This is a genomic window from Geodermatophilus sp. URMC 63 (assembly GCF_053502565.1).
The window spans coordinates 2,915,589-2,939,273 of the sequence record NZ_CP199956.1 but is presented as its reverse complement, the minus strand read 5'-3'; the positions used below and the strand labels follow the sequence as shown (position 1 = coordinate 2,939,273).

The following is a 23,685-nucleotide window of genomic DNA, read 5'->3' as shown; positions in this document are numbered from 1 at the left end:
GAGCGGGGGGCGAGGGGGTCCTTCGTCAGTTGAGCGCGCGGGTGCCGGCCGGCAGGGTGCCGCCGCCGACCATCTCCACGACGGCGTCCTGCAGCGCGGTCAGCGCGACCCGCTGGGTGAACGGGCCGGTGGAGACCCGGGCGACGCCGAGCTCCTGCATCTCCCGCGCGGGCAGCGAGGCGCCGGGGACGCTGATCAGCGTCAGCTTGCCGCGGCCGAGGCCCTCGACCAGCGCCTCGACCTCCTCGCGGGCCACCACGCCGGGCACGAACACGACCGGCGCCCCGGCCTCGAGGTAGGCCCGCCCGCGGCGGACCGCCTCGGCGAGCACCTCGCCGCGGTCGGCGTCACCGGCGCGGACGAAGGCGTCGGTGCGCGCGTTGAGCACGAAGTCGACGCCGGCGTCGCGGCCGGCGCGCAGCACGGCCTCCACCGCGGCGACGGCGTCGTCCAGCGGCTTCATCTGGTCCTCGAGGTTGCCGCCGACGACGCCCTTCTCGATGGCCCGCCGGGCGGTCTCGCCGGCGTCGCCGTAGCCGGCCTCCATGTCCATGCTCACCGGCAGGTCCACCGCGGCGGCGATCCGGCCGACCATGTCCAGGTGCAGGTCGAGCGGGATGTTCTCGCCGTCCTCGTAGCCGAAGGTCGAGGCGATGCCGTGGCTGGCGGTGGCCAGGGCGCGGACGCCGTCGGTGGCGGCGACCACCTGGGCGGAGACGACGTCCCACACGTTGGTCAGGACGAGGATCTCCGGGGCGGTGTGCAGGTCGAGGAGGGTGCGGGCGCGGGTGGCGAGGTCGGTCACGCCGGAACCGTACGGCTCAGCGGTCGCGCAGGGCGCGCAGAGCGGTCTTGCGGGCCTCGCCGGTGAGCCGGTCGAGGAAGACCTTGCCGTCGAGGTGGTCGACCTCGTGCTGCAGGCAGCGCGCCATGAGCCCGCTGCCCTCGACCCGGATCGGCTCCCCGTGGACGTCGAACCCCTCGACGACGGCGTGCATCGCCCGCACGGTGGGCGCCCACAGCCCGGGCACCGACAGGCAGCCCTCGTCGCCGTCCTGGGTCTCCTCGGACAGCTCGGTGAGCGTCGGGTTGACCACGTGCCCGATGACGCCGTCGACGTTGTAGGAGAACACCCGCGCGCCGACGCCGATCTGCGGCGCGGCCAGGCCGGCCCGGCCGGGGTGGTCGACGGTCTCCACCAGGTCGCGCACGAGGGCGGCCAGTTCCCGGTCGAACGCGCGCACCGCGTCGGCGGGGGTGCGCAGGACCGGGTCTCCGAGTTCGCGGATGGGGCGGATCGTCACGCCGTGCAGTCTCTCAGCCCAGGGACGGGCGCCTCACCAGCACCATCTCGTCGCGGTGCACGATCTCCCGCTGGTACTCCGGGTCCAGCTCGCCGGTCCGGCGGCCGAGCAGGGGCGGCAGCTCCCGGGCGTCGTAGGCGACCAGACCCCGGGCCACCACGACCCCGTCCGGCCCGACGAGCTCCACCGGGTCGTCGGCGAGGAACTCCCCCGCCACGCCGGTGATCCCGGCGGCCAGCAGGGAGGCGCCGCGCTCGCGCAGCGCCCGGACGGCGCCGTCGTCGAGCACCAGCCGGCCGCGCGGGCGGGTGGCGAAGCGCAGCCAGAACTGCCGGGTGCGCGGCCGGGGGCCCATGACGGCGAAGCAGGTGCCCACGGTCTCGCCGGCCAGCGCGGCGGCCGCCTGCGCGGTGGAGGTGACGACGACGGGGACGCCGGCGTGCGCCGCGATCAGCGCGGCCTCGACCTTGGTGGCCATGCCGCCGGTGCCCACGCCGTTGCGCCGGGCGGTGCCCAGGCTGATCTCACCGAGGTCGGCGGGGTCGCGCACGGTGTCCAGCATCCGGGCGGGCCCCCGGCGCGGGTCGCCGTCGTAGACGCCGTCGACGTCGGAGAGCAGCAGCAGCGCGTCGGCCCGGGCGACGTGGGCGACCAGCGCGGCGAGCCGGTCGTTGTCGCCGAAGCGGATCTCCTCGGTGGCGACCGTGTCGTTCTCGTTGACGATCGGCAGCGCGCCGAGGGTGAGCAGCCGCTGCAGCGTCTGGCGGGCGTTGCGGTAGTGGCTGCGGCGGGTGAGGTCGTCGGCGGTCAGGAGCACCTGGCCCACGGTGATGCCGTGCCGGTCGAAGGCGTCGGCGTAGGTCTGCACCAGCCGCAGCTGGCCGACGCTGGCCGCCGCCTGCGCGGTGGCGAGGTCCCGCGGGCGGCCCTCGACGCCGAGGGGGGCCAGGCCCGCGGCGATCGCACCGGAGGACACCAGCACCACCTCGCGGCCCTGCGCGCGCACCGCGGCCAGCACGTCGACCAGCGCGGTCAGCCGGGCGGCGTCGAGGCCGCCGGGCAGCGTGGTCAGCGACGAGGAGCCGACCTTGACCACCACCCGGCCGGCGCCGGCGATCTCCGCGCGGGCGCTCACGCGTCGTCCCCCGCGGGCAGCTCCTCGTCGGTCAGGTCGTCGTCGGTCCAGGTCTCGGTGAGTTCGTAGGGCACCCGGCGGGCCTTCTTGGCCGCCAGCCGCTCGGCGGCGCGCACCCGGTGCGGGGCGTCGATGCGGCTGTCGGTGCCGCGGCCGCCGAGGCCGGCGGTCTCCTCGGCGATCGGGGTGCCGGCGGGCAGGGTGGGCTGGAAGTCGAAGGCGACGTCGCCGATGACGACGGTGTCGCCCTCCTGCGCGCCCTGCCGGAGCAGCTCCTCCTCGACGCCGAGGCGGTTGAGCCGGTCGGCGAGGTAGCCGACGGCCTCGTCGTTGGTGAAGTCGGTCTGGCGCACCCAGCGCTCGGGCTTGACCCCGCGGACGACGAAGGTCTCCTCGTCGTCGGGGTCCCGGGTGACCGTGAACCCGGAGTCGTCGACCGCGCGGGGCGTGAGGGTGACGCGGGCGGCCTCGGGCGAGGGCAGCGACGCGCGGTACTCGGCGACGGCGGCCGCCAGCGCGTACCCGAGCGCGGTCAGGCCCTCCCCCGTCGCGGCGCTGACGGGGAACACCTGCAGCCCGCGGTCCTCCAGCGCCGGCCGCACGAGGTCGACCAGCTCCCGGCCGTCCGGTACGTCGATCTTGTTGAGGACGGCGAAGCGCAGCCGGCCGACCAGGTCCAGCTCCTCGCCGCCGGCCGCGCTCTCGGAGTACCGGGCCAGCTCGTGCGTGAGGGCGTCGATGTCGGTCTCGGGGTCGCGGCCGGGCTCGAGCGTGGCCATGTCGACGACGTGCACCAGCACCGCGCAGCGCTCGACGTGGCGGAGGAACTGCAGGCCCAGCCCCTTGCCGGCCGAGGCGCCGGGGATCAGCCCGGGGACGTCGGCCATGGTGAAGACGACGTCGCCGGCCTGGACGACGCCGAGGTTGGGCACCAGCGTGGTGAACGGGTAGTCGGCGATCTTGGGCCGGGCCGCCGACATGGCCGCGATGAGCGAGGACTTGCCGGCCGAGGGGAAGCCGACCAGGCCGACGTCGGCGACGCTCTTGAGCTCCAGCACCGCGTCGAAGGCCTCGCCGGGCTCCCCGAGCAGCGCGAAGCCCGGCGCCTTGCGGCGGGGGTTGGCCAGCGCGGCGTTGCCCAGGCCGCCCTTGCCGCCGGAGGCCAGCACCACGCGGGTGCCCGCGCCGACGAGGTCGGCGATGACCCGGCCGTCGGGGGTGCTCACCACCGTGCCCGCGGGCACGCGCAGGACGCGCTCCTCGCCGCGGGCGCCGTGCCGGTTGCTGCCGGCGCCGGGGCGGCCGTTGCCGGCCTTCTGGTGCGGGTGGTGGTGGAAGTCCAGGAGGGTGTGGACGCTGGGGTCCACCTCGAGGACGACGTCGCCGCCGTCCCCGCCGTTGCCGCCGTCGGGGCCGCCGAGGGGCTTGTACTTCTCGCGGTGCACGGACGACACGCCGTGACCGCCGTTGCCCGCGGCGACGTGCACGACGACGCGGTCGACGAACGCGGCCATCTCTGCTCTACCTGCTCACTGCCTGCTCAACGCCGACGAGCGCACGGGCCGGCCGGCCCGTGCGCTCGTGTGGCGTGCGTGTGTGGGAGCCCGACGGGCTCAGGCGTCGACCGTGGTGATCGACACCGTCTTGCGGCCGCGGCGGGTGCCGAAGGTGACCGCACCGGGCGCCAGGGCGAACAGCGTGTCGTCGTTGCCACGGCCGACACCCAGACCCGGGTGGAAGTGGGTGCCGCGCTGGCGGACGATGATCTCGCCGGCCTTGACGACCTGACCGCCGAAGCGCTTCACGCCGAGGCGCTGCGCGTTCGAGTCGCGGCCGTTGCGGGAGGACGAGGCGCCCTTCTTGTGTGCCATGTCGTCGTCAGCCCTTCGTGATGTCGCGGACGACCACGTCGGTCAGCGGCTGACGGTGCCCCTGCCGCTTGTGGTAACCCGTCTTGTTCTTGAACTTGTGGATGCGGATCTTCGGGCCCTTGCCGTGGCCGACGATCTCGCCGGTCACGGTCACGCCCGCGAGCGCCTGCGCGTCGCTGGTCACGGTCTCGCCGTCGACCAGGAGCAGGGCCGGGAGGGTGACGGTGTCGCCCGCCTCACCGGCGAGACGGTTGACCGTGAACCGGTCGCCCACGGCCACCTTGTGCTGGCGGCCACCGGCCTTGACGACTGCGTACACCACTGACTCCTCGATCGCTGCTGTCTGCCCCGCGCTGCGTCCGGCACGCACCCCGGCGCGGGCACCGGGTGCTGGACGGGCCGCACCGCCTCCCCGGCCCCGGGCAGGGCCCGAACCGGGGCGGTGCAACCCGACCAGCGTACCCGAGCGGCCGGGAGCGGGTCGAACGCGGCCCCGGCGCCCGGACGGGGCTAGGAGGCGGGCGGACCCGCCGGGCGGCTGGCGGCGCGACGGCGGCGCGGGCGCCCTCCGACGGTGGCCGCCGCACCGTCACCGGAGACGGCACCGGGTGCCTGCGGGTCGGTCGAGGGAGCCGGGTCGTCGGGACCGGCACCCGCGGGGACGTCCTCGTCCGCGTCGTCCTGGTCCGTGCGGGACGCCTCGGCGGGCGGCTGGGTCACCGGCTGGGTCGCGGGCACCACGGTGGCGACGGGCTGTGGCACGACCGGGTCGGCCACGGGCTCGGGCACGACCGGGTCGGCCACCAGCTGGGCCGCCGTGGGCTCCTCGATCACCGGCTCCGGCCCGGCCGTGACCGGCTCCGGCCCCGCGGTGGCCGGCACGGGGCCACCCGGCTCCGTGCCCTGCGGCTCCGCGGCCTGCGGCTCAGCCACCTCGGCACCGGGCACCCCGGCACCGGGCACCTCGGCACCCAGCTGGGCGGTCACCTCGGCGATCACGTCGTCGACGTCCGCGGCAACAGCGTCCTCGACGTCCGCGTCCTCGACGTCCGCGTCCTCGGGGTCCGTGTCCTCGACGGCCGTGTCCTCGACGGCCCCTGACGCGGCGGCGAGCACGGCGGCGTCCTCGGCGGCGCGCTCCTCACCGGACTGGCCGCGGTTGCGGCGCCCGCGGCGGCGGCCGCCCGAGCGCTGGCCCTCGCCCTCGGCCGCGTCGGTCCCACTGCCGTCACCTGCGGCGTCCCCACCGGAGGGCGCGGCCACCTCGGCCACGGGCTCCCGACGCTCGGACTCCTTGCGGTTCTGGTCGCGCCGGCCGCCGTTGCCGCCCGACCCGCCCGCGTTGCCCGAGCTGCCGGAGCCGCCGGAGCCGCCGGAGCCGCCGGAGCCGTTGCCGCCGCGGCGGCGCTCGTCGACCGGTTCGGTGTGCACGACCACGCCCCGGCCGCGGCAGTGCTCGCACGGTTCGGAGAACACCTCGAGCAGGCCCTGGCCGACGCGCTTGCGGGTCATCTGCACCAGGCCCAGCGAGGTGACCTCGGCGACCTGGTGCTTGGTGCGGTCGCGGCCCAGGCACTCGGTGAGCCGCCGCAGCACCAGGTCGCGGTTGCTCTCCAGCACCATGTCGATGAAGTCGATGACGATGATGCCGCCGATGTCGCGCAGCCGGAGCTGGCGGACGATCTCCTCGGCCGCCTCCATGTTGTTGCGCGTGACGGTCTGCTCGAGGTTGCCGCCGGAGCCGGTGAACTTGCCGGTGTTGACGTCGACCACGGTCATCGCCTCGGTGCGGTCGATGACCAGCGAGCCGCCCGAGGGCAGCCACACCTTGCGGTCGAGCGCCTTGGCCAGCTGCTCGTCGATGCGCAGGTCGCGGAAGACGTCGCCCTCGCCGGTGTGCCGGGTCAGCCGCCCGGACAGCTCCGGCGACACGTGCGCGACGTAGGCCTCGACGGTGTCCCAGGCGTCGTCGCCCTGGACGACGAGCTCGCCGAAGTCCTCGTTGAAGACGTCGCGGATCACGCGGATGGCCAGGTCGGGCTCGCCGTAGAGGAGCGTCGGTGCGTTGTTCGACGAGGACGCCTTGGTCGAGATGACCTCCCACTGCGCCTGCAGCCGGGCGACGTCGCGGGTGAGCTCCTCCTCCGAGGCGCCCTCCGCGGCGGTCCGGATGATCACGCCGGCGTCCTCGGGGACGATCTTCTTCAGGACGTCCTTGAGCCGCTGCCGCTCGGTGTCGGGCAGCTTGCGGCTGATGCCGGTCATCGAGCCGCCGGGCACGTAGACCAGGAAGCGGCCGGGCAGGTTCACCTGCTGGGTCAGCCGGGCGCCCTTGTGGCCGATCGGGTCCTTGGTGACCTGCACGAGCACCTTGTCGCCGGACTTGAGCGCCTGCTCGATCGAGCGCTGCTTGCCCGAGAGGCCCGCGGCGTCCCAGTTGACCTCGCCGGCGTAGAGGACGGCGTTGCGGCCCTTGCCGATGTCGACGAACGCCGCCTCCATGCTGGGCAGCACGTTCTGCACGCGGCCGAGGTAGACGTTGCCGGCGAACGACGTCGCCTGCGCCTGGGTGACGTAGTGCTCGACGAGGACGCCGTCCTCCAGGACGGCGATCTGCGTGCGCTCGCCGCGCTGCCGGATGACCATGCGGCGCTCGACGGCCTCCCGGCGGGCGAGGAACTCCGCCTCGGTGAGGATCGGCGCGCGGCGGCGGCCGGTGTCGCGGCCCTCGCGGCGGCGCTGGCGCTTGGCCTCCAGCCGGGTGGACCCGGTGACGCCGCGGACGTCGTCGTCGCTGGTGGTGCGGCCGGTCCGGCCGGCCCGCTCGGGACGGTCGTCGTCGTCGGTCGCGGCCTCGGCACCGGACTCCCCGCCGCGGCGGCGGCGGCGACGGCGCCGGCGGGTGCTCGAGCCGCCCTCGGCCTCCTCGCCCTCGGCCGTCTCGTCGGCGTCGGTGTCCTCGTCCTCGGTGTCCTCGTCCGGGGCGTCCTCGTCGGCCTGCGCGTCGGCGCGCTCGTCGTCGTCCTCGGTCTCGCCGTCCTCGGCGGCGTCCTCGCCGTTGCGCCCGCGGCCACGGCCACGTCGGCCCCGGCGACGGCGGCGGCTGCCCGCGGCGCCGTCCTCACGGTCGGTGTCGTCACGGTCGGTGTCGTCACGGTCGGTGTCGTCACGGTCGACGTCGTCACGGTCGGTGTCGTCACGGTCGGTGTCGTCGCCGGTGTCCTCGGCGTCGGCGTCGGTGACCGCCGCGGTGTCCCGCTCGTCGGCGGCCGGGGTTGCGGCGTCGTCGTCCGCACCGCGGCGGCGCGACCGGCTCCGGCGCGAGCGCGGCGCGGGGGTGTCCTCGGCCTCCTCGACCGGGGCGGCGGCGTCGTCCACGTCCGGGGACTCCGGCAGCGGCCGGCGGCTGCGGCGGCGGGGGGCCGACGGCACCTCGGGCTCGGCGGGGGCCACGAAGCTGACGAACGCCGGGATCGCGGGGGCGACCGGCGGCGGAGGCGGAGCGGAGAAACCGGGATCGGCCGCGCCGGCCGGCCGGGTGGCGCGCCGCCGGGGGCGGGCGATGACGGCGGTGGGCTCGGGGGAGCTGAACTGGGCGCCGAAGGGCGAGATGACCGGCTCGTCCTCGGGCTCGGCCTCGGGTACCGCGGCCACGGGCACCGCGGCCTCGGGCGCCTCGGCCTCGGGCGCCTCGGCGACGGGCGCATCGATGACCGGCGCCTCGTCCACGGTGGCCGCCTCCGCGGCCTCGGCCGGCGGGGTGTCGACCACCGGCGGGGTGTCGGTCACGGGGGTGTCGGTGTCCGGGGTGTCCTCCGCCGGGGCGGGGACCGGGCTGCCGCTCGCGGCGGTGCCCGTCCCGGTCGTGTCGTCGGTCGCGGTCTCGTCCGCGGTGGTGTCGCTGTCCTGGTCGGCCACGAGGGCTCGCCTCCTGTGTGGTGCTCCCGGGCGCCGGTCCGGGAGGACGGGCGGCCGCGCAGGAGCACGGGTTGGGCGGGCCGGGCGACCGCACGGGGTGCGGCGGTGAGCCCGGCCTGCGAAGTCTTCGGGTCGGTCCCGGGCGGCGGTCGCCGCGGCCGGGGCCGGACTGCAGGTGGTGCGGTGGTGCAGCGGTCCTCAGGTGGTGCAGTGGTCCTCAGGTGGTGCAGTGGTCTCGGGTCGTGCCGGTCGGGCGCGGCACGTCTGGCAGCCGTGCCGCTCGACGGCGCAGGGGCGCCCGGGCTCGCCGGTCAGACCGCGGCGTGCGCCCCCTGGCAGCGGGCGCTCGCCGCTCGGTCGGGACCGAGCGGATCGGCCACGGTCCCGCTGCCGTCGAGCCGGCCCTGCGCCTCACGCACGGCCCGTGGGGGCGACGGCGGGCGCAGGTCGGCGACGGCAGCGAGAGCGGCCACCACGTCGTCGGGTCGAACGGCGGGCGTCACCTGCCGGACGACCACGTGCAGTATGGCACAACCTGCCTCCCCGCCCGCGGACGCGGAGGCCACCGGGCCGCGCGCATCGACGTCGCGCAGGCCGTTCTTGGTGCGCTTGGCCACGAGCACCTCCTCGCGGGCGAGGAGGTGCTCGAGCGCCGCGGTGAGGGCGCCGGGCTCGACGCCGGGCAGCTCGATCCGCCACTGCGCGGCGTCGATCCGGTCGGCCAGCGAGCCGCCGCCCTCGGCGGCCTCCACGCACTCGAGGACGTCGACGCCGGCGGGCAGCGAGGCGTCCAGCGCGGCCCGCACTTGCTCCGGGTCCCGCCGCTGCGCCAGGCCGATCTCGACGTACTCGGCCTCGCTGGCCGCCCCGGTCGGGGCGGCGCCGACGTAGCTGATCTTCGGGTGCGGGCTGAACCCGGCGGAGAACGCCATCGGCACCTGCGCGCGGCGCAGCGCCCGCTCCAGCGTCCGCGCGAGGTCGCGGTGCGAGGCGAAGCGCAGCGGGCCGCGCTTGGCGTAGCGCAGCCGCAGTTTCTGCACGGTGGGCGGCGGGGGCGGCCCCTCGGGCTGGCGCGCCACTAGCGACCGACGACGGTGAGGGGCAGCAGGCTGCGCCCGGTGGGGCCGATCTGGATCTCGGTGCCGTTGGTCGGGCAGACGCCGCAGTCGTAGCAGGGGGTCCACCGGCAGTCGGCGACCTCCTCCTCGGAGAGCGCGTCCTGCCAGTCGTCCCAGAGCCACTCCTTGTCCAGCCCGGAGTCCAGGTGGTCCCAGGGCAGGACCTCGTCCTGGCCGCGCTCGCGGGTGGTGAACCAGTCGAGGTCCACCCCGAACGGGGCGAGCTCCTCGGCGGCCGCCTGCGTCCAGCGCTCGTAGGAGAAGTGCTCGCTCCAGCCGTCGAACCGGCCGCCCTCGCGCCAGACCCGCTCGATCACCCGGCCGACCCGGCGGTCGCCGCGGGAGAGCAGCCCCTCGATCACGCCGGGCTTGCCGTCGTGGTACCGCAGCCCGATCGAACGGCCGATCCGCCGGTCGGCGTTGACGGCCTGCCGCAGCACCCTCAACCGGTGGTCGATGGTCTCGGCACTGGCCTGCCCGGCCCACTGGAACGGCGTGTGCGGCTTGGGCACGAACCCGCCGATCGAGACGGTGCAGCGGATGTCCTTGCGGCCGCTGGCCTCCCGGCCCGCGCGGATGACCTCGACGGCGAGGTCGGCGATCTCCAGCACGTCCTCGTCGGTCTCGGTCGGGAGCCCGCACATGAAGTAGAGCTTCACCTGCTGCCAGCCGTTGGCGTAGGCGGTGGTGACCGTGCGGACCAGGTCCTCCTTGGACACGGTCTTGTTGATCACCCGACGGATCCGCTCGCTGCCGCCCTCGGGGGCGAAGGTCAGCCCCGACCGGCGCCCGTTGCGCGAGAGCTCGTTGGCGAGGGTGACGTTGAAGGCGTCCACCCGGGTGCTCGGCAGCGACAGGCCGGTGTTGGTGCCCTCGTAGCGGTCGGCGAGCTCCTTGGCCACCTGGCCGATCTCGGAGTGGTCGGCCGAGGACAGCGACAGCAGCCCGACCTCCTCGTAGCCGGTGGCGCGCAGCCCCTGGTCGACCATCGAGCCGATGCCGGTGATCGTCCGCTCCCGCACCGGCCGGGTGATCATGCCGGCCTGGCAGAACCGGCAGCCGCGGGTGCAGCCGCGGAAGATCTCCACGCTCATCCGCTCGTGCACGCTCTCGGCGAGCGGCACCAGCGGCGTCTTCGGGTAGGGCCACTCGTCGAGATCCATGACGGTGCGCTTGCCGACCCGCGCGGGGACGTCGTCCCGGGTGCGGGTGACCGACGCGATGCCGCCGTCGGGGCCGTAGGAGACGGCGTAGAAGCGCGGCACGTAGACGCCGTCCACCCGCGCCAGTCGGGCCAGCAGCTCGAGCCGGCCCCCGGGGCGGCCCTGCTCCTTCCACGCCGCGACGACGTCGGTGACGTCGCCGACCACCTGCTCGCCGTCGCCGAGGACGGCGCAGTCGACGAAGTCGGCGACCGGCTCGGGGTTGAACGCGGCGTGCCCGCCGGCCACCACGACCGGGTGTGACTCGTCGCGGTCGGCCGCGTGCAGCGGGACGCCGGCGAGGTCGAGCGCCTCGAGCAGGTTGGTGTAGCCGAGCTCGGTGGCGAAGCTGACGCCGAGCAGGTCGAACTCGCCGACGGCGCGGTGGGCGTCGACGGTGAACTGGCCCACGCCGTGCTCGCGCATGAGGGCGGCCAGGTCGGGCCAGACGGCGTAGGTGCGCTCGGCGAGGGCGTCGGGGCGCTCGTTGAGCACCTCGTACAGGATCATCAGCCCCTGGTTGGGCAGCCCCACCTCGTAGGCGTCGGGGTACATGAGCGCCCAGTGCACGGCGACGTCGTCCCACGCCTTGACCTGCGCGTTCAGCTCGCCGCCGACGTACTGGATCGGCTTCTGCACCTGGGCCAGCAGCGGCTCGAGACGGGGGTAGAGGCTCTGTCCAGACATGACCGGTCCAGGGTAGACGCCACGCCGGGCTCCGGACGCTCGCGCCAACCAGCACCTGTACGTGCACGCCCGTACACTGAGGGTCACCAGCAGGATCGTCTCAGGGGGAGCATGCCCGAGCGCGCCTCGACCAGGACCGTGCCGGAGGACGCCACCCCTCCGGGCGACGCCGCGCTCCGGGGGGACGCGGGCGCCGCCGGCTCCCCACCCCGAGGCCCACTCCCGCTCCTCCTGTCCCGCCGCCGGGCGGCACCGCCCCGCCGCCGGGCGGCACTGCCCCTGCCCCGGGGCCGGGCGGCACTGCCCCTGCCCCGGGGCCGGGCGATGCCCCCCGAGCAGTGGGCGGCCCACCACGGCGTCGTCCTGCGCGCGCTGACCGTGCTGGTGGTGGCCGTCCCCGTCTACGCGCTGCTGCGCGGCTCCGGCCCGCTGGCGGCGGCCCTGTGCACCGCTCCCCTGCTGGGGCTGACCCTGCTCGCGCGGACGACGCTCCTGCGCCGCAGCACCCGGGCCGCGGCCGCCGCGCTCGCGCTCATGACCGCCGCGGCGCTCGGCGTGCAGCTGTCCGGCGGGGCGACCGAGGCGCACTTCCTCTTCTTCGCCCTGCTCCCGCTGGCCGCCCTGTACGCCGCGCGGGCGCCGTTCCTGCTCGCCGTCGGCTTCGTGGGCGTGCACCACTTCCTGCTCGGCACCCTGCTCCCGCACACGGTGTTCGCCCACGACGTGGCGCCGCTGCCCATGGCCTCCCTGCACGCGGCGTTCGTGCTGCTGGAGAGCTGGGCCTGCCTCGTGGCCTGGCGCCGGTTCGACGACCGGCGGGAGCGGGTCGAGCAGCTGGTCGCCGAGCGCACCGGCGAGCTGCGCGCGCAGCGCGACCAGCTGGCCCGGCTGGCCGCCGTCGTCCAGTCCACCGACGACGCCGTCGCCACCGTCACCCCCGACGGGCGGATCACCAGCTGGAACCCCGGCGCCACGCGGCTCTACGGCTGGCCGGCCGACGACGTCATCGGCCGGCACGTATCCGTGCTGCGGGCCGGCGACGAGTCGGCCGCCGACCTGACCGCCCTGGCCGGCAGCGGCACCTCGGTGGAGCGGCGGCAGCGGCGGCGCGACGGCACGGAGTTCGACGCCCTGGTCACCTACTCCGCCATCTGCGCCGAGGACGGCACCGTCACCGAGGTGGCCGGGATCGCCCGCGACATCACCGGGCGCAAGCGCGCCGAGGCCGAGGCCCGCACGACGGCCCGCCAGCTCGAGGAGCAGGCCCGTGAGCTGGCCCGGATGGCCCTGCACGACCCGCTCACCGGGCTGGCCAACCGGGCGCTCATGCAGGACCGGCTCGAGCACGCCCTCGCCGACCGCCGCGTCCGCCGGCACGCCGTCCTGTTGCTCGACCTCGACGACTTCAAGGCCGTCAACGACGTGTGCGGGCACGAGGCCGGCGACGCCGTGCTCACCGCGGTCGCGCGGCGGCTGGAGTCCTGCGTGCGCCCGGCCGACACCGTGGCCCGGCTCGGCGGCGACGAGTTCGTCCTGCTCATGGAGGACGTCGAGGGCCGCCGCGACGTGGTCGCCGTCGCCGAGCGGCTGCTCCGGACGCTGCAGGAGCCGATCGCCTTCGGTGACGCGCGGTTCACCGTCAGCGGCAGCGTGGGGGTCGCGTTCACCGACCCCGCGGACGCCCGCGCCATGGACGCCCTGCTGCGCGACGCCGACCTGGCGATGTACGTGGCCAAGTCCGGCGGCAAGAACCGGGTCCGGGTGTACGAGCGGGGCATGCGCGAGGAGGCCGCCGCGCAGGACGAGCTGGTGCGCGACCTGCGGGCCGCCGTCGGCAACGGGGAGCTGCGGGTGCTCTACCAGCCGCAGGTCGACCTGCACTCGGGGACGGTGACCGGCGTCGAGGCGCTGGCGCGGTGGCAGTCGGCCAGCCGCGGGCTGGTCGAGCCGGCCGGCTTCATCCCGGTCGCGGAGGCCACCGGCGTCATCGACGCCATCGACGACTGGGTGATCGCCCAGGCCTGCGGGCAGCTGCGTGCCTGGGACGACGCCGGCCTGCCCGCGCTGCGCATGGCGGTCAACGTCTCGGCCCGCCGGCTGACCACCGGCGACCTCGCCGTCACCCTCGCCGCCGCCACCCGGGACGCCGGCGTCGACCCCGCCCGGCTGGAGATCGAGGTGCCCGAGGCCGTGGCCGCCGGGCCCGACGCCGCCACCGGCATCCGCGACGTCCGGGCGCTCGGCGTGCACGTCGCCATCGACGACTTCGGCACCGGGTCCTCGTCGCTGTCCCGGCTGCAGGACCTGCCGCTGGACCGGTTGAAGATCGACGCGTCGTCGGTGGCGCTGCTGGCCGCCGGCGCCGCGGCCGGCTCCCTGGCCGACGTGGTCATCGCCCTGGGCGCCAGCCTCGGGCTGCAGGTCGTCGCCGAGGGCGTCGAGGAACCCGGGCAGCTGGCCGCGCTGCGCACGCTCGGCTGCGACGCCGCGCAGGGCCACCTGTTCGGCTCCCCGGTGCCGGCCGCCACCGTCGAGGAGCTGCTGCGCGGCGGCCGGCCCCTGCCCGCCGCGGTCGCCTGATGAAGGACCCCGCGTCCCCCATCCCTCGCGCGCTCGGGACGGGCCCCTGACGCGGGGCCGTTGCAGACCTCACCGGAGCAGCAGGCGCTCGAGCCGCCGGGCGCCGACGGCGAGGCCGGCCAGGCCCATGACCAGCAGGTAGGCCACCGACGCCAGCAGGGGCCAGCCGACGGCGCCGGTCACCAGGCCCCGCACCAGCTCGATGCCGTGGTAGAGCGGCGTCCACTCCACCACCACCTGCAGCGGCCGCGGGTAGGTCGACAGCGGGTAGAAGGTCGTGGAGAACAGGAACAGCGGCAGGACGGCGAGCTGCACGAACTCGAAGTCCTGCCAGCCGCGCAGGAACGTGGTCGCGGCCAGGCCCACCGCGGCGAAGGCGAACCCGATGAGGACGGCGGCCGGCAGCGCGAGCACCGCCCACCACGAGCCGACCAGCCCGAGCACGAGCATGACCAGCAGGAACGCCGCGGAGTAGACCGCCCCGCGCAGCAGCGCCCACACCGTCTCCCCCACCGCCGCGTCGGCGGCCGAGACCGGGGTGGCCAGCACGGCGTCGTAGAGCTTGGCGTAGCGCAGCTTGAAGTACAGGTTGAAGACGGCGTCGTAGACCGCGCCGTTCATCGCCGCCGAGGCCATCAGCGCCGGCGCCACGAACTGCCGGTAGCTCAGCGCGGTGCCGCCGTCGGTGACGACGTCGCCCACCAGCCCGCCGATGCCGACGCCGATGGACAGCAGGTAGAAGAACGGCTCGAAGAAGCCCGAGGCGAACACCACCCAGTTGCGGCGGGCCACCAGCAGGTTGCGGTGCACCAGGGTGCCGGCCCGCCGCGGCGAGAGCGGGTACAGCGGCGCGACGCGCAGCAGCAGGGACGGCGACCGCACCGCCCCCGACCGGGCAGCCCCTGACGGGAGGACGCTCACCGGACCAGCCGCCGGGCCAGCGCGCGGGTGGCCAGCAGCGTGCCGGCGACGGTCCACAGGGCCAGGTAGCCGACGTGCAGCAGCGCCGTCCCGGCCCCGGCCGTGCCCAGCGCCAGGTCGCGGGCCAGGGCGACCCCGTGCCACAGCGGCGTCGCGTGGGCGACCCTCTCGAGGACGGCCGGGAGCTGCGTCACCGGGAAGAACGTGCCGCTGAACAGGAACATCGGCACGAGCAGGAACCGCTGCAGGGCGGCGAAGGCGGCGTCCTCCTCCAGCCGGGCGGCCATCGCGGTGACCGGCGCGGCGAAGGCCAGCCCGGTGAGCAGGGCGACCGGCACGGTGAGCACGACCAGCGGGCTCCGCGCCGCGCCGAAGGCGAGCAGCACGGCGAGGAACGCCGCGGCCGACGTCGTCACCCGGAAGGCGACGTAGAGCAGGTGGCCGGCCACCAGGTCCGCCGGGCGGGCGGGCGTGGCCAGCACCGCGTCGTAGGTGCGGTCCCACTTGATGGCCCCGAGCACCGGGTAGCTCGACTCGCCGGTGGCCGTCTGCATCGCCGCGGCCACCAGCAGGCCCGGCGCGAGGAAGGCGAGGTAGCCGACGCCGCCGGGCAGCCCCGGTCCCCGGTCGACCAGCGTGCCCAGCGTCAGGCCCATGGCGGCGAGGAAGAGCACCGGCTCGAGCACGCTGCCGACCGCGGCGCTGCGCCAGTGGTGCCGGTGGGCGGTCAGCCGCTGCAGGAACAGCGACCAGGCGGCGGGACCCGGCACGTCAGTCGACCAGGGTCCGGCCGGTCAGGCGCAGGAAGACGTCCTCCAGCGAGCTGCGCCGCACCAGCGACGACACCGGCCGGACGCCCTCGGCGAGCGCCGCCGACAGCGCGGCGTCGCCGTCGGCGGTGTAGAGCAGCAGCCGGTCGGGGAGCACCTCGACCCGCTCGGCGGCCCCCCGGGCCACCAGCGGCGCCAGCGCCCCGGCGTGCGCGTCGGGCCCGGGCACGCCGTCGGCGAGCGGGAAGCGCAGCTCGCACACCTCGCGGGTGGACCAGGTGGCGATCAGCTCGGCCGGCGAGCCCTCGGCGGCGACCCGGCCGCGGTCCATGACGACGAGCCGGTCGCACAGCTGCTCGGCCTCGTCCATGTAGTGCGTGGTGAGCACGAGGGTGACGCCGCGCTGCTTGAGCCGGTACAGCCGCTCCCACAGCACGTGCCGGGCCTGCGGGTCCAGCCCGGTGGTGGGCTCGTCGAGCAGGACGACGTCGGGGTCGTTCACCAGCGCCCGGGCGATGGTGACCCGCCGCTTCATCCCGCCCGACAGCGGCTCGACCCGGTCGCCGGCCCGGTCGGAGAGCTGGACGAAGTCGAGCAGCTCGGCGGCCCGCTGCCGCACCGTGGCCCGCGGCAGGCCGAAGTAGCGGCCGTAGACGTGCAGGTTCTCCGCGACGGTGAGCTCGAGGTCGAGGTTGTCGGTCTGCGGCACCACCCCGAGGCGCGCGCGGATGGCCGGCCCGTCGACGGCGGGGTCCATGCCGAGGACCCGCAGCTCGCCGGAGGTCGGCGGGGAGACCGCGCCGATCATCCGCATCGTCGTGCTCTTGCCGGCGCCGTTGGGCCCGAGGAAGCCGAAGGCCTCCCCGGGCGCGATGTCGACGTCGATGCCGTCGACGGCGGCGGCGGAGCCGAACCGCTTGACCAGGCCGCGCGCCCGGACGACCTCCCCCACTCCCGCGACGCTACCGGCGGCCCCGGGGGCGGGGTCCAGCCGGTTTCAGGGGGAGCCGGGGCTCAGGAGAGGTGGGGTCTCAGGACAGGCCGGGGAAGAACAGGCCGACCTCGCGGGCGGCGGACTCGGCGGAGTCCGAGCCGTGCACGATGTTGGACTGCACCTCGAGGGCGAAGTCGCCGCGGATGGTGCCGGGGGCGGCCTTCACCGGGTCGGTGGCGCCGGCCAGCGCGCGGAAGGCCTCCACGGCGCGCGGCCCCTCGACGACGAGGGCCAGCAGCGGGCCGCCGGTGATGAACTCGACCAGCGAGCCGAAGAACGGCTTCTCGCGGTGCTCGCCGTAGTGCTCCTCGGCGACCTCCCGGGTCAGGGTGCGCAGCTCGGCGGCGACCAGGCGCAGGCCCTTGGCCTCCAGTCGCGAGACGACCTCGCCGACCAGGCCGCGGGCGACGCCGTCGGGCTTGACGAGGACCAGGGTGCGATCAGTCACGGGGCGGCAGCCTACGGGACGCCTTCCGTCGACCTCGGGGGACGACGGAGACGGCGCTGACCAGCGTCGACGCACGGCCTCTCCCACCGCCGTCACCACCGGCTGCGCCAGGTCCTGGAACGACGCCGCCCGCGCCGCGGTCGGGTCGTCGGCACCGGGCACCCGGTCGTCGGCGTCCTCGCCGTGGCCGGCCCGGCCGTCGGCGCGTGGTGCGGCAGCTCGGCACCGACGTCGCCCGGCTGCGGCAGGAGCTCGCGGTCCGCCCCGCCGCCTGGGGTTCAGGCTCCGCGGGACTCGGCCAGCCGGCGCATCCAGTAGCGGAACCAGTCGGGGCCGTAGGGGACGTAGACCCGCGTCGGGACGCCGCGGCCGGCCAGCTCGTCGAGGACCTCGGGCCGGACGCCGAAGAGCTGCTCGACGGTCACCGCCCCTCCCGCGAGCAGCAGGAGCGCCTCGCGCAGCCGCCCGTCGTGGGTGGCCATCGACCAGGGCGCCCCTCGTACGGCCAGCCGGGCGCCCAGCCGGAGGTAGGCGACGTCGGTGGGCTCCCCGTAGCGGTGGACGCCCGCCCGCTCGACGTAGGCGCCCTTGACCAGGCGGACGTGCACGCCGGCGTCGGCGAGGGCGTCGGCATCACCGGGAGAGCGCAGCAGGTTCGCCTGGACGGTGGCGCCGAGCCGTTCGGCCAGGCCGCGGCCGGCGACGTCGAGGACGCAGTCGAGCACCGTGTCGGTGCGACGCGCGTCCTCCGCACCGACCTGCACACGCCGTCCCGGCGGCAGGACGGCAGCCACCGCGGCCAGGCGGTCGGCGGTGCCGGCCGGGTCCACGTCGAGCGCCAGGTGGCTCAGATCGACCGAGAGCCAGGCGTCGGCCGGCGGTGGGGGCAGCGCCGCGGCGAGCGACCGGTACTCCGCGACGACCGCCTCGGCGGTACCCACGTCGGTGACCTGCTCGCCGAAGACGTCGACGCTCACCCCCCGACCGGCGGCCAGCAACCTGCCCGTGGCGGTCAGGGCCTCGGCGCGACCACGGCCGGCCACGTAGCGGGAGGCCGCCGACCAGGTGAGCCGCTCACCGCCCGGCAGCGCGCGGACGGTGCTCTCCCAGCGGGTGCTGGTCGCCAGCCGGAACAGCACCGCACGGTCGAGGCCCAGCGCCTCAGCCGTCCCCGGGCGGGGCGGCCGGCTCGGCGAACGGCGAGCCGAGCAGGTCCTTGCGCACCTGCAGCAGGTAGAGCCAGATGAGGACGAAGACGCCGCCGACGAACCACATCGCGGAGTCGATGAGGCCGGTGAGCAGCAGCGGCACCTGCAGCGCGGTGGCGATCTCCAGGCCCCGCGGCCGGCGCTGGATGCCGCTGGCGAGCACCAGGACGGCGGCGAGCACGAGCAGGATCGTCAGCCGCACGCCGCCGAGCCCGGCGGGGGTCTGCGCGATCGCGCGGGGCACGAACAGCACGGCGATGCCCTCGAGCACCAGCACCGCCGCGGCCGCGCCGCGCAGCGCCCGCGCCGCGCGGACCGGGTCCGGCGCGGTCACGGCGTCCGCCCGCCGAGGAGGGTGCGGGCCTCCCCCGCGGTGATCACGCTGCCGGTGACCAGCACCCCGGAGCCGCCGAGCGCGTCGTCGGGGCCGGCCTCGGCCAGCTCGATCGCCTCGGTGAGGGCCTCGGGCAGCCGCGGGGAGACGCTCACCCGGTCGGCGCCGAAGACGTCGACGGCCAGCGCGCCGAGCTCGTCGGCCGGGATCGCCCGCGGCGAGCCGTTCTGGGTGACGACCAGCTCGGCGCAGACCTCCTCGAGCGCGACGAGCATCCCGGCCACGTCCTTGCCGTGCACCGCGGCCACCACGCCGACCAGCCGGGTGAAGTCGAAGGACTCCCGGATCGCGTCGACCGTGGCGGCCATGCCGGCCGGGTTGTGCGCGGCGTCGACCAGCACGGTGGGGCTGGTGCGCACCCGCTCGAGTCGGCCGGGCGAGCGGACCGCGGCGAAGGCGGCCCGCACCGTCTCGACGTCGATCGTGCCGGTGCTCGCCCCGGCGCCGAGGAACGCCTCGACGGCGGCCAGCGCGGTCGCGGCGTTCTGCGCCTGGTGCGCGCCGAACAGCGGCAGGAAGACGTCGTCGTACTCGCCGCCCAGACCCTGCAGCCGCAGCTGCTGCCCGCCGACGGCGACCTTGCGGTCGAGCACGCCGAACTCGGTGCCCTCGCGCGCGACGACGGCCTCGACCTCGACCGCGCGGCGGACCAGCGCGTCCAGCGCGGTCGGCTCCTGGCGGGCGAGGACGGCGATGGAGTCGGCCTTGATGACCCCGGCCTTCTCCCCGGCGATCGTGGCGACGTCGGGGCCCAGGTACTCGGCGTGGTCGAGGGCCACCGGGGTGACGACGGCGACCCGCGCGTCGACGACGTTGGTGGCGTCCCAGGTGCCGCCCATGCCGACCTCGATCACGGCGACGTCGACCGGCGCCTCGGCGAAGGTCGCGTAGGCCATGCCGACCATGACCTCGAAGAAGCTCATCGGGTGCTCGCCGGCGGCGTCGACCATCTGCACGTAGGGCGCGATGTCGTCGTACGTCTCGACGAACCGCTCGGCGCTGACCGGCTCGCCGTCGAGCACGATCCGCTCGCGCACCGACTGCAGGTGCGGGCTGGTGAAGCGGCCCACCCGCAGGCCGAAGCCGCGCAGCAGCTCGTCGACCATCCGCGCCGTCGTCGTCTTGCCGTTGGTGCCGGCCACCTGCACGACGGGGTAGGCGCGGTGCGGGCTGCCGAGCAGGTCGACCAGGGCGGCGATGCGGCCCAGCGAGGGCTCCAGCCGCGTCTCCGGCCAGCGCGCCAGCAGCTCCGCCTCGACGCGGGTCAGGTCGCTGCTCATCCTCCCCAGGATGCCAGCCGCCGGGTTCCTAGGATGGAGGCCATGGCCGCCGACACCAGCACCCCGGTCACCACGCCCCCGGGAGCCGGGGCCGGGGTACCCGACAAGCCCACCCTGGACGGTCTCGAGGACACCTGGGTCGCCCGCTGGGCCGAGCAGGACACCTACGCCTTCGACCGGGAGGCGGCGCTGGCCGCGCCGCGCGAGCAGGTGTACTCGATCGACACCCCGCCGCCGACCGTCAGCGGGTCGCTGCACGTGGGGCACGTGTTCAGCTACACCCACACCGACATCGTCGCCCGCTACCAGCGGATGCGCGGCAAGCACGTCTACTACCCGCTGGGCTGGGACGACAACGGCCTGCCCACCGAGCGGCGGGTGCAGAACTACTACGGCGTCCGCTGCGACCCCTCGCTCCCCTACGACGAGGGCTTCGAGCCCCCGGCCACGCCGGGCAAGGAGCAGGTGCCGGTGTCCCGGCGCAACTTCGTCGAGCTGTGCATGCGGCTGACCGAGGAGGACGAGCGCGACTACGAGCAGCTGTGGCGCCGCGTCGGGCTGTCGGTCGACTGGTCGGACGTCTACCGGACGATCTCGGAGACCTCGCGCGCCACCGCGCAGCGGATGTTCCTGCACAACCTGGCCCGCGGGGAGGCCTACGCGCAGGAGGCGCCGACCCTCTGGGACGTCACCTTCCGCACCGCCGTGGCGCAGGCCGAGCTCGAGGACCGCGAGCGCCCCGGCGCCTACCACCGGATCTCCTTCCACGGCCCCTCCGGTCCGGTGTTCATCGAGACCACCCGGCCCGAGCTGCTGCCGGCCTGCGTCGCGCTGGTCGCCCACCCCGACGACGAGCGCTACCGCCCGCTGTTCGGCCAGACCGTGCGGACGCCGGTGTTCGGCGTCGAGGTGCCGGTGGTGGCGCACCGCCTGGCCGAGCCGGACAAGGGCTCGGGCATCGCGATGATCTGCACCTTCGGCGACCTCAACGACGTCACCTGGTGGCGGGAGCTGCAGCTGCCCACCCGCGCGATCGTCGGCTGGGACGGCCGGCTGGTCCCCGACGCGCCGTCCGGCGTGCCGGCGGAGCTCTACGCCGAGCTGGCCGGGAAGACGTCGTTCAGCGCGCAGCAGCGGATCGTGGAGATGCTGCGCGAGTCCGGCGACCTGCACGGCGAGCCGAAGGCCATCACCCACCCGGTGAAGTTCTACGAGAAGGGCGAGCGCCCGCTCGAGATCGTCACCACGCGGCAGTGGTACATCCGCAACGGCGGTCGCTCCCCCGAGCTGCGCGACGCGCTGGTCGCCCGCGGCCGGGAGATCCAGTGGGTGCCCGAGCACATGCGCCACCGCTACGAGAACTGGGTCGAGGGCCTCAACGGCGACTGGCTGATCAGCCGCCAGCGGTTCTTCGGCGTCCCGTTCCCGGTCTGGTACCGGCTCGACCCCTCCGGTGAGCCCGACCACTCCGCGCCCATCCTCGCCGACGAGGCCACGCTGCCGGTCGACCCGTCGTCCGACGTGCCGCCGGGCTTCGAGGAGTCCCAGCGGGGGGTCCCGGGCGGGTTCGTCGCCGACCCCGACGTCATGGACACCTGGGCGACGTCGTCGCTGTCGCCGCAGGTGGCCTCGCGCTGGGACACCGACCCCGAGCTGTTCGCGCACGTCTTCCCGATGGACCAGCGGCCGCAGGCGCACGACATCATCCGGACCTGGCTGTTCTCCACCGTCGTCCGCTCGCACTTCGAGTTCGACGCGGTGCCGTGGACGCACGCCACGATCTCCGGGTTCGTCGTCGACCCCGACCGCAAGAAGATGTCGAAGTCCAAGGGCAACGTCGTCACGCCGATCGACGTGCTCGAGCGCTACGGCACCGACGCGGTGCGCTGGCGGGCGGCCGGGGCCCGGCCCGGGGCGGACTCGCCGTTCGACGAGGCGCAGATGAAGGTCGGCCGGCGGCTGGCCATGAAGATCCTCAACGTCGGCAAGTTCGTGCTGGGCCTCGGGGTCACCGCCGACCTCGCCGCCGAGCAGGTCACCGAGCCGCTGGACCTGGGGCTGCTCGCGTCGCTGGCGTCGGTGGTGGACGAGGCGACAGCGGCGATGGAGGCCTACAACTACACCCGCGCGCTCGAGGTGACCGAGGCGTTCTTCTGGTCGTTCTGCGACGACTACGTGGAGCTGGTGAAGTCCCGCGCGTACGGCACCGGGCCGGGGGCGGCCTCCGCCCAGGCGGCGCTGGCGCTGGCGCTGTCGGTGCAGCTGCGGCTGTTCGCGCCGGTGCTGCCCTTCGTCACCGAGGAGGTCTGGTCGTGGTGGCAGGCCGGCTCGGTGCACCGGGCGTCGTGGCCGGCCGCGTCCGAGCTGCCCACGGGCGGGGATCCCGCGGTGGTGCCGGCGGTGGCCAGCGCGCTGGCCGGCGTCCGCAAGGCCAAGTCCGACGCGAAGGTGTCGATGCGCGCCGACGTCTCCTCGGCCACGGTGACCGCGCCGGCCGGGCAGGTGGCGCTGGTGGAGGCCGCGCGCGGTGACCTGACCGACGCCGGGCGGATCGCGGCGCTGGACGTCGTCGCCGGTGAGGGCCCGCTGACCGTCGACGTCGTCCTGGCCCCGCCCACCGAGAGCTGACCCGTGCGCCACGATCAGGGGACCTGATCGTGGAGTGTCCTACCTGACCGTGGAACGTGAGGGAGGACGCTCGATGTTCAGGTCACCTGATCATCGAGTGGCGGCTCAGGCGGCCGGCGCGGCGGATCAGGCGGCCGGTTCGGCGGCCCAGTCGGGCGGCGGGCCGAGGCCCAGCCGCCAGCGGGCCGACTCCTCCGACGGGCTGCGGCCGCCCAGTGCGAGGCGGAGCGCCCGCAGCTGCAGCCGGGTCACCGTGAGCTGGGCGGCGCCGCCACGGTCGCGGCCGGGCACGCCGGCGCAGCCGGCCACCGTGGGTGAGACCAGGTGCGCGGCGGCGCCGGACAGGCCCCGGTAGAAGACCCGCTCGGGTGGGCTCAGCCCCGGCGGGGCGGCGAGGAAGGCGCGCAGCTCGGCGGGGACCGGGGCCAGCTCCGGCCGGTACGCGGCGAGCGCCTCGGCGAGCTCGGCGGTGCTGGCCGGCAGGTCGGTGGCGCCCAGTTCGCGGGCGCTGCGCGCCCACTGGGCGACGTAGACGTCGGGCCAGCTCCGCCCGAAGCGAGCGGTGAGGTCCAGGCCCACGGCCTGCTGGGCGGCGAGGAAGGCGTCGGTGAAGGCCAGGTGCACCCAGCGCAGCAGCACCGGGTCGGACGCGGAGTACGGCCGGCCGTCGACGCGCCCGCGGACGCGGGTGTGCATCCCGCGCACCCGGGCGGCCTCGCGGCCGGCCAGCTCGGCGGAGCCGAAGGTGCTCACCACCAGCCAGCGGGCGGTGCCGGCCAGCCGCTTCCACGGGTCCTCGCGGTAGGCGGAGTGGCGCTGCACGCCGGCGAGCGCCAGGGGGTGCGCCGCCTGACCGAGCAGCGCGACGACCCCGCCGACGAGGGTGGACAGGTCGCCGTGCACCCGCCACACCACGCCGTCGGGCTCGAACCAGCCGGGGCCCTCGCCCACGCGCGCGATGTCGCGGACCCACTCCGGTGCGCCGGTGGGGTCACCCGAGACCCGGGCGCGGAACGCTGCGCGCGCGGCGTCGGGCAGGGCGGTGAGGGCGCGCACCTCCGCCAGCGTGCCAGCGCCGCCGTCCGCCGGCCCGTCGAGCCCCGGTGACCGTGTGCGCCGACGCCCTGTCCAGCCGCACCGGAACGAGGCCTCGACGCACACGCTCGGGCGGGCCACCAACGCGAGCGAGCCCGCCCCCGGGGTCGGGGACGGGCTCGCTCGGCGGGA

19 protein-coding genes are annotated in these 23,685 nt (G+C 75.6%); 2 read left to right on the top strand and 17 right to left on the bottom strand.

Features of this window, described 5'->3' with window-relative positions; genetic code table 11:
- Nucleotides 1-25 precede the first annotated feature (25 nt).
- The 9 genes from ACWIZO_RS14480 to ACWIZO_RS14440 all read right to left on the bottom strand — a co-directional run bounded on the left by ACWIZO_RS14480 (nucleotide 26) and on the right by ACWIZO_RS14440 (nucleotide 11,235).
- Nucleotides 26-805 carry an isocitrate lyase/PEP mutase family protein gene (locus ACWIZO_RS14480; RefSeq protein WP_448638363.1) on the bottom strand — a complete coding sequence of 260 codons (780 nt, stop codon included), beginning with the start codon at nucleotides 803-805 and terminating at the stop codon, nucleotides 26-28.
- Between the two features lie 16 nt (nucleotides 806-821).
- Complete coding sequence (gene def / locus ACWIZO_RS14475) at nucleotides 822-1,304, bottom strand: peptide deformylase (RefSeq protein WP_448638362.1); 483 nt, start codon at nucleotides 1,302-1,304, stop codon at nucleotides 822-824.
- A 13-nt stretch (nucleotides 1,305-1,317) separates the two neighbouring features.
- Nucleotides 1,318-2,439, bottom strand: a complete 1,122-nt coding sequence (gene proB / locus ACWIZO_RS14470; protein WP_448638361.1) for a glutamate 5-kinase — start codon at nucleotides 2,437-2,439, stop codon at nucleotides 1,318-1,320.
- Nucleotides 2,436-3,953: a GTPase ObgE gene (obgE, locus tag ACWIZO_RS14465; protein WP_448638360.1), complete on the bottom strand. Its 1,518-nt coding sequence runs from the start codon at nucleotides 3,951-3,953 to the stop codon at nucleotides 2,436-2,438. Before obgE ends, proB begins: the two co-directional genes overlap by 4 nt.
- A 99-nt stretch (nucleotides 3,954-4,052) precedes the next feature.
- On the bottom strand, nucleotides 4,053-4,310 hold the full coding sequence (gene rpmA / locus ACWIZO_RS14460; protein WP_448638359.1) for a 50S ribosomal protein L27: 258 nt from the start codon (nucleotides 4,308-4,310) through the stop codon (nucleotides 4,053-4,055).
- Between the two features lie 7 nt (nucleotides 4,311-4,317).
- Nucleotides 4,318-4,629: a 50S ribosomal protein L21 gene (rplU, locus tag ACWIZO_RS14455; RefSeq protein WP_110007164.1), complete on the bottom strand. Its 312-nt coding sequence runs from the start codon at nucleotides 4,627-4,629 to the stop codon at nucleotides 4,318-4,320.
- 191 nt (nucleotides 4,630-4,820) lie between these two features.
- Nucleotides 4,821-8,228, bottom strand: a complete 3,408-nt coding sequence (locus ACWIZO_RS14450; RefSeq protein ID WP_448638358.1) for an Rne/Rng family ribonuclease — start codon at nucleotides 8,226-8,228, stop codon at nucleotides 4,821-4,823.
- 311 nt (nucleotides 8,229-8,539) lie between these two features.
- The gene (locus ACWIZO_RS14445; protein ID WP_448638357.1) at nucleotides 8,540-9,268 is read right to left on the bottom strand and encodes a TIGR03936 family radical SAM-associated protein; all 729 of its coding nucleotides are present in this window, start codon (nucleotides 9,266-9,268) and stop codon (nucleotides 8,540-8,542) included.
- Between the two features lie 38 nt (nucleotides 9,269-9,306).
- Nucleotides 9,307-11,235, bottom strand: a complete 1,929-nt coding sequence (locus ACWIZO_RS14440) for a TIGR03960 family B12-binding radical SAM protein (RefSeq protein ID WP_448638356.1) — start codon at nucleotides 11,233-11,235, stop codon at nucleotides 9,307-9,309.
- Between the two features lie 324 nt (nucleotides 11,236-11,559).
- On the opposite strand from ACWIZO_RS14440, the gene ACWIZO_RS14435 reads away from it, so the two are divergent.
- Entirely contained in the window at nucleotides 11,560-13,815 is a 2,256-nt protein-coding gene (locus ACWIZO_RS14435) for a putative bifunctional diguanylate cyclase/phosphodiesterase (RefSeq protein ID WP_448638355.1), read from the top strand.
- A gap of 69 nt (nucleotides 13,816-13,884) precedes the next feature.
- Here the strand turns inward: ACWIZO_RS14435 and ACWIZO_RS14430 are convergent, their stop codons facing one another.
- The 7 genes from ACWIZO_RS14430 to folC form a co-directional block, all read right to left on the bottom strand.
- Complete coding sequence (locus tag ACWIZO_RS14430; protein ID WP_448638354.1) at nucleotides 13,885-14,697, bottom strand: ABC transporter permease; 813 nt, start codon at nucleotides 14,695-14,697, stop codon at nucleotides 13,885-13,887.
- Nucleotides 14,698-14,732: 35 nt separating this feature from the next.
- Nucleotides 14,733-15,506 (bottom strand): ABC transporter permease, encoded by a 774-nt coding sequence (locus ACWIZO_RS14425; RefSeq protein ID WP_448638353.1) that lies wholly within the window; start codon nucleotides 15,504-15,506, stop codon nucleotides 14,733-14,735.
- 1 nt (nucleotide 15,507) lies between these two features.
- The gene (locus tag ACWIZO_RS14420; protein WP_448638352.1) at nucleotides 15,508-16,458 is read right to left on the bottom strand and encodes an ABC transporter ATP-binding protein; all 951 of its coding nucleotides are present in this window, start codon (nucleotides 16,456-16,458) and stop codon (nucleotides 15,508-15,510) included.
- 79 nt (nucleotides 16,459-16,537) lie between these two features.
- Nucleotides 16,538-16,948 (bottom strand): nucleoside-diphosphate kinase, encoded by a 411-nt coding sequence (ndk, locus tag ACWIZO_RS14415; RefSeq protein WP_448638351.1) that lies wholly within the window; start codon nucleotides 16,946-16,948, stop codon nucleotides 16,538-16,540.
- A 278-nt stretch (nucleotides 16,949-17,226) separates the two neighbouring features.
- On the bottom strand, nucleotides 17,227-18,087 hold the full coding sequence (locus ACWIZO_RS14410) for a proline dehydrogenase family protein (protein WP_448638350.1): 861 nt from the start codon (nucleotides 18,085-18,087) through the stop codon (nucleotides 17,227-17,229).
- A 22-nt stretch (nucleotides 18,088-18,109) separates the two neighbouring features.
- A complete protein-coding gene (locus ACWIZO_RS14405) occupies nucleotides 18,110-18,490 on the bottom strand; it encodes a DUF4233 domain-containing protein (RefSeq protein WP_448638349.1) in 381 nt (126 codons plus the stop codon).
- Nucleotides 18,487-19,830: a bifunctional tetrahydrofolate synthase/dihydrofolate synthase gene (folC, locus tag ACWIZO_RS14400; RefSeq protein ID WP_448638348.1), complete on the bottom strand. Its 1,344-nt coding sequence runs from the start codon at nucleotides 19,828-19,830 to the stop codon at nucleotides 18,487-18,489. The genes ACWIZO_RS14405 and folC overlap by 4 nt, the downstream gene beginning before the upstream one ends.
- A 42-nt stretch (nucleotides 19,831-19,872) precedes the next feature.
- Between folC and valS the strand changes: the two genes are divergently transcribed.
- Complete coding sequence (valS, locus tag ACWIZO_RS14395) at nucleotides 19,873-22,458, top strand: valine--tRNA ligase (protein ID WP_448638347.1); 2,586 nt, start codon at nucleotides 19,873-19,875, stop codon at nucleotides 22,456-22,458.
- Between the two features lie 126 nt (nucleotides 22,459-22,584).
- On the opposite strand, the gene ACWIZO_RS14390 is transcribed toward valS, so the two are convergent.
- A complete protein-coding gene (locus tag ACWIZO_RS14390) occupies nucleotides 22,585-23,514 on the bottom strand; it encodes an oxygenase MpaB family protein (protein ID WP_448638346.1) in 930 nt (309 codons plus the stop codon).
- Nucleotides 23,515-23,685 lie beyond the last annotated feature (171 nt).

What these genes read in the sequence shown, in the direction of transcription:
- rpmA (WP_448638359.1), bottom strand. Translation starts at nt 4,310, where the DNA reads ATGGCACACAAGAAGGGCGCCTCGTCCTCCCGCAACGGCCGCGACTCG.
- ACWIZO_RS14435 (WP_448638355.1), top strand. Translation starts at nt 11,560, where the DNA reads ATGCCCCCCGAGCAGTGGGCGGCCCACCACGGCGTCGTCCTGCGCGCG.
- folC (WP_448638348.1), bottom strand. Translation starts at nt 19,830, where the DNA reads ATGAGCAGCGACCTGACCCGCGTCGAGGCGGAGCTGCTGGCGCGCTGG.
- valS (WP_448638347.1), top strand. Translation starts at nt 19,873, where the DNA reads ATGGCCGCCGACACCAGCACCCCGGTCACCACGCCCCCGGGAGCCGGG.
- obgE (WP_448638360.1), bottom strand. Translation starts at nt 3,953, where the DNA reads ATGGCCGCGTTCGTCGACCGCGTCGTCGTGCACGTCGCCGCGGGCAAC.
- ACWIZO_RS14440 (WP_448638356.1), bottom strand. Translation starts at nt 11,235, where the DNA reads ATGTCTGGACAGAGCCTCTACCCCCGTCTCGAGCCGCTGCTGGCCCAG.